Raw genomic sequence first — 6,538 nt, forward strand, 5'->3', positions numbered from 1 at the left:
AATATTTAATTAATATTTAATTAATATTTATATTAATATTTATTATTAATGTTTATATTAATATTTAATTTTAATTACAAAAAAATATATCAATTATACAATTATTAATCATTGATCATATCATTTTAAAAATATAAAAACATAAAAATTTACTCCTTTTCTCACATTATACTCTTGTCATTATTTTAAACAATAATAGAAAAAGTTATTTTAAGCAATAAGAAGAAAAGTAATAGAAATTTTAAGAAATATAAAATAAAAGAAATAATAAAATTTAAAAAGTAATAAAATTTAAGAAATAATAAAATTTGAGAAATGATAAAATAGGAGAATACAAAAAGGATCATATAAACTATTAAAAAATTAAATAAAAAACAGGTAGCGTCATGTTAGAAACTGAACAAAAAATGATTGAAATTTTACGTATACTAAGTGAAAATGAAAAACCAATGGGATCTAAATTTTTAGCAGAAAAACTACAAACAAAAGGATATGAGCTTGGTGAGCGTGCCGTTAGGTATCATTTAAAAATTTTAGATGAAAAAGGATTTACAAAACGTATAGGATACAGTGGAAGGCAAATTACAGATTTAGGGTTGAAAGAACTTAACAAAGGACTTGTTTATGATCAAGTTAATTTTATATTCTCTAAATTTGAAGAGATGATTTATAAAACAAATTTTGATTTTAAAACTGGTCTTGGAGATGTTGTTTTAAATAGCTCCCAGCTAATTCTTGAAAAAGACTCATGCAATATTGTAAAAGAAGTTTTTGATGCAGGCATCTGTGTAAGTAAACATGGTAGCATAAATAAATTTATTAAAGATGGAAAAGAGTATATTAAAGCCAAAACAGTTTGTGGAACAACAATAGATGGAGTTTTACTTAAAAATGGTGTTCCAACAGTTCCAATATATGGTGGACTTATAAAAGTAGAAGATTATGCTCCTGTAAAATTTAGCCATTTAATATCACTTAAAGAAACATCTATCAGTCCTATAGAAGCATTTTTAGCAAAAGGAATGACAAGTGTTTTAGATGTTGCAAGAGATGGAGAAGGATTAATTCCTGCAAATTTTAGAATAATACCCTCTAGTGCAAAAGAAAAAGCAAAAAAAATAGTCAAAGAACTTTCAAAAGTAGGAATAAATGGAGTTATTGATATAGGAGAGTCTGGTGAAGATGTTTTAGGAGTAAGTGTTAAAGAAGGAATGAGTGGAATTCCAATAGTAGGAGGAATATCACCATTTTGTGCAGCTTTAGAAAATGATAAAGATGTATTAATTAATTTATCTGGAGAAATTAACTCATACAGTAATTTAAAGCCATTAACAAAATCAAAAAAAGCTATTCTTGAAAAAAGTAAAAATAAAAAAATTAAACCACTTGAAACAATATTATATAAATCTATGAACCTAATGCAAAAAATAAACTTTGATGTAGAAGATTTTAGTGGAAATTTATTAACAAATATCTCATTTATAAAAGAATCAGACCTTAATGAATCTATAGAAATAATGTCTGATTTGTATAAGAAAAATCCTGGAAAAATAAGCAAGTTTTACAATATTGTAGATAATCAAGACACTACAAGTGAATTTAATAAAGGAATATCAACTATTTGTAGTCTTTCTATAGATGGAATATTAAACAAAAACGGAGTAATGTGCACACCAAAGTATGGAGGTTTACTTGAAGCAAGAGAAAATCCTGTTTTTATTGAGCTAATTTCATATTTTGGATCATCGTTAGATCCTCATGAAATTTATATTTTTAAAAATATGACTAGTTTGACTGCAAAAGATGGATATCAAAAACTATTGGCATCAGTTAAAGAAGTTCCCTACATAGCACGAGAAGAGACTCTTAAAATCCTGGATAAAATATCTGATTTAGGAATACAAATAATTAAAGTTGGAAAACCGCAAGAAGTAATGTTTAACTCCATATTAGATAAATATAGTTTTGGAATTGTTACAGGTAGTGGTTTAAACCAAATAGCTGCTATAAATGAAAATAAAATAGAAGTTAAAGCAAAATCACAAGAAGGTTTCACAAGCCTTAATGAAATGGAAGAACTTGCTTAATATGGCAGATATTGAATTAAAACTTATATTTAAATAAGTTAGAAGATAATTGGCTAAATATATTAATAAAAGAACTAAAAAAAGAAAAATTTAAATATTCTCTTTTTTTATAAAATTTTCATTTTTAATAAATTCTAATTTATTATCATGGAAAATAAAATTTAGATAATAAATTTTACTTATATTTCTTGTTTTGTGGCTTTGAAAAAAATTTCGCTATATAAAATTGAGTTTTTTAGATTCATATTTTTGTATTTGATCTTTATTTTCTCATTTTTCCATTTTTAACCTTCATTTTTTTATTATTTTTTGCTATCTTTTGCTATTTTTTTATTATTTTCTCAATTATTAAAGAATATTTTAGATTTAATAAAAATATATGTTTAAAAAAAAAAAGAATTAGAAATCAATATAAGCAATGAATTAGATATTTTAGAGTACTAAATTAAGTTTTTAATTTTTAATTATTATTTCTGCTATAATTCTAATTTAAAAGAATTTAATAGAATTTAAGATAATTAATAGTTTTAAATGATTTAGGTTGTAAAAAATTACTTAAAATATAAAAATGGTGATTTTATGAGATTAAGTGCGAGAAATTCATTAAAAGGAAAAATAGAAAAAGTAGAACTTGGCGCTGTTATGGCAAGTATTAAAATAAAAATTGAAGAACCTGGATTAATTACTGCTTTAATTACAAAAGAATCAGCAGAAGCTCTTGAACTTAAAACTGGTGATGATGTGGTAGCTATAGTTAAATCTACTGAAATAATGGTCGGAAAAGAATAAAACCCCTTTTCCACTATTTATATTTTTTAAATATCAGTAAAGTAATTTTATAAATAGAAAGTATTATATTTTAAAATAAAAACATTGCATTATTAATCATTTTTAATTAATTATTTTTATTATTAAATCTTATTATTAAATTTTATTGTTAATTTTAATTAATGTCTTAAATAAATGTATTATTTAAATAAGATTTGTCTATTTTTAAATAAGCCTATTTAATATCACATTTATCAATAATAAGTATGATTTCATCCCCATTATTTTTAGGAATATGATGGACTTCAATAAGGTCGTCTTTAATTTCTTCAAGATCCACTTCTACACTAGAAGTTAATATCTCTTCTAAAATATGGATAAGTACTTTAGCTCCTTTTTTTCCATTATAAATAGAATTATCAATATTTAAAACTTCTCCAGGAGTAAAAACTCTGTTATATGATAGTTCTAATCTATCTCCTATTTTAACATTATTCATAACATATTCAATAGCTAAATCACAGTCCATTTTCAGTTCTTTAACCATTTTTTCTTCAATATTTTTATTATTAACCATAAAAACACCTAATCTTCAGTTAACACAATAACAATATCCTCTTCATCAGTAACATGACGCATTTCTATTAAATCATTTTTAATATTTTCCATATTTACTCTAACAACATCGTTGACCATGTCTCCATTTAAATGTAGAGTAACAATTAAAACTTCTTCTCCAAAATCCATTTCAGTTGAAATATCTAATACCTCTCCTGGAGCATAAATTCTGTTGTAAGATAATTCTAATAGATCATGTTTATTTATATTATTTTTTACATATTCAATAGCTTTATCTGGGCTTAAATATATTTCTTTTACAATTGACATAATAACACTTATAAAAAACTGATAAATAATCTAAAAATAAAAATTTAAAAAAAGTAATTTAATAATAGTAACTAAAAAAATTAAAATATTAATCATAAATAATATATTTTTTTTAATATTAATATCTTTAGTATAAATTACATAAATAAATGAAACATTAGAATTTAAATGTGGGAAACATTAGAATTTGAAAAATTTACAAAAATCTTTAAAAAAAGCTATTTATTTTAAGTGAAATAAATTATTCTAGAGAAATATAGAAATATAGTCTTGAGAGAAAATTTTCGAATTAATGGTTTGTTGAAATATTTATTTATTTTAAAAAAAAAGTTTATATTATATCTAATTTTTAAAATAATCATTTATAATTTTATTATATAAAAAAATATTTATTATAATCATTTAATTTAATTAATAAATGAATATAAGAATTTTTAAAAAAAATTATTAATTCTAAACTTTATTTTCTGGACTATATTATATGAGAAACAAAATAAAATATAGTCTGATACCTATTTTTTAGCAATATATTTATCTATCCAATTTTTGATGAAAGATACTTGATCAACTAATTCGTAGTATAATTTAACCACTCCTTTTTTAAGAAGTTAATATCTAAAATAGTTTATTTCTATGTAATATCTTTTATATAGCCAGAAGCTTAATTTCTTGTACTAATTTTTGCAGTTTATTTACATATAATCGGCAAATTTGTTCCAAAAATGTTGGACTATATCAAATTCATATTATATAAATATATGTTAAAAAATAGGTATTAGACTATAAATACAACAAAGAAAAATAAAAAAATTAAAAAAATGGGATAAGAGATAAATAAAATAATTATCTCAAAAAAAAAGAAATTATAAAGGAGATGATATAAAGTATATCACCTCTAAAATGTGTTCAAATTACTCTTTTTTCCTCCTATATAGAATAGTAAACATAGATAATACAGCTAAGAGTAAGGCAAATATAGGAATGCCAGTATGTTGCATTCCAGAACTACCTTTAGGCACTATATTATCTTTAGCTAAAACTTTTACATTAGCTGTGTCCTGACTTGCACGGTACATGTAATCTCCTGCAAATCTAGCAGTATAATCAAATGTACCTGCTTCAGTTGTTTTATATGTAAATATAGCTATTCCTTTACTATTAGTATAGTTAGATCCAACTAAAACACCGTCAATATAGAACTTAATAAGTTTACCTTCTAATGGGTCGTCTGTTAGGAAAGCTTTTAAAATTGCATAATCTCCAACATAAACAACCGCATCATATGCAAACAAGTAAGTTTTATTTTTAACAACATCATGAGGAGTTATTGGTTTAAATTGATAATTAGCATAATTTGAACCAACATTAACAATATCAGTGCCTACATTAACCTCACTATCAATAAGGCTAAGACCATTAACTTTAGCAACAACATCAAAACTAACAGTTTTTCCATTATCAATAGAAACCAAGCTCCATTTAACAGTTTTTCCTTGAGAATTATAAACTCCATTAGCAGAAGAACTCAAATAAGTTAAATACTTACTTAATAAGAAACTTACATCAGCAACAGTTGCATTAGGACCATTATTCTTAACTGTAATAGTGTACTTAACTATATCACCAAATCTAATATTTGTAGCATTAACTTTTATAACAATTGTCAAATTAGTACTATCAGTTAAATTCTCCTCCTCAGGAGTAACATTACTATTATTACCCTCATTAATAACAGTAAGATTAGTATTATTATCAGGAATACTACTATTATTACCAATATTATTCTCATTAACACCAGTAACATTCGCAATATTCACAATATTGCCAGTACCATTCAAACGAACAAGAATATCCAAAACAATAGATTCACCATTAGCCAAATTACCAATATTCCAAACACCAGTACTTGCAACATAATAAGTAAACCTTGGAGACGTACTATTAACATAAATCAATCTACTATCTAAAACATCAGTAATAACCAAACCAGTAGCATTATCAGACCCATAATTGGTCACATTAATAGTGTATAAAACAAATGCACCATTCAAGACAGATCCAGATACATTAGATGTTTTAACAACACTAATATTCACAGTAGGAACAACACTAATATTAGTCTCATTATCAGGATTACTACTATTATTACCAGTATTATTCTCAGCAACATTAGTAACATTGCCAACATTCACAATATTACCAGTACCATTCAAACGAACAAGAATATCCAAAACAATACTCTCACCATTAGCCAAAGCACCAATACTCCAAACACCAGTACCAGGAACATAGAAAGTAAACCTTGGAGAAGTACTGTTAACATAAATTAACCTACTATCCAACTTATCAGTAATAACCAAACCAGTCGCACCATCAGGACCAAAATTAGTCACATTAATAGTATACAAGATATAAGCACCATTCAAAACAGATCCACTTACATTAGATGTTTTAACAACACTAATATTCACAGTAGGAACAACACTAATATTAGTCTCATTATCAGGATTACTACTATTATTACCAGTATTATTCTCAGTAACATTAGTAACATTCGCAACATTCACAATATTACCAGTACCATTCAAACGAACAAGAATATCCAAAACAATACTCTCACCATTAGCCAAAGCACCAATACTCCAAACACCAGTACCAGGAACATAGAAAGTAAACCTTGGAGAAGTACTGTTAACATAAATCAACCTACTATCCAACCTATCAGTAATAACCAAACCAGTCGCACCATCAGGACCATAATTAGTCACATTAATAGTGTACAAGATATAAGCGCC

General features: G+C 24.7%; 5 protein-coding genes. 2 read left to right on the forward strand and 3 right to left on the reverse strand.

Features of this window, described 5'->3' with window-relative positions:
* Nucleotides 1-386: 386 nt before the first annotated feature.
* Complete coding sequence (locus tag MBCUR_RS03560) at nt 387-2,087, forward strand: DUF128 domain-containing protein (protein ID WP_067090265.1); 1,701 nt, start codon at nt 387-389, stop codon at nt 2,085-2,087.
* Between the two features lie 579 nt (nt 2,088-2,666).
* Entirely contained in the window at nt 2,667-2,876 is a 210-nt protein-coding gene (locus MBCUR_RS03565; RefSeq protein WP_067090268.1) for a TOBE domain-containing protein, read from the forward strand.
* Nucleotides 2,877-3,090: 214 nt separating this feature from the next.
* Here the strand turns inward: MBCUR_RS03565 and MBCUR_RS03570 are convergent, their stop codons facing one another.
* The 3 genes from MBCUR_RS03570 to MBCUR_RS03580 form a co-directional block, all read right to left on the reverse strand.
* Nucleotides 3,091-3,402 carry a DUF2097 family protein gene (locus MBCUR_RS03570; RefSeq protein WP_067090276.1) on the reverse strand — a complete coding sequence of 104 codons (312 nt, stop codon included), beginning with the start codon at nt 3,400-3,402 and terminating at the stop codon, nt 3,091-3,093.
* Nucleotides 3,403-3,440: 38 nt separating this feature from the next.
* Complete coding sequence (locus MBCUR_RS03575; protein WP_245637280.1) at nt 3,441-3,743, reverse strand: DUF2097 domain-containing protein; 303 nt, start codon at nt 3,741-3,743, stop codon at nt 3,441-3,443.
* Between the two features lie 911 nt (nt 3,744-4,654).
* Nucleotides 4,655-6,538: DUF11 domain-containing protein (locus MBCUR_RS03580; protein WP_157077651.1), on the reverse strand; the 1,884-nt coding region annotated here is incomplete at its 5' end.

Source organism: Methanobrevibacter curvatus, assembly GCF_001639295.1.
Classification (GTDB): domain Archaea; phylum Methanobacteriota; class Methanobacteria; order Methanobacteriales; family Methanobacteriaceae; genus Methanoflexus; species Methanoflexus curvatus.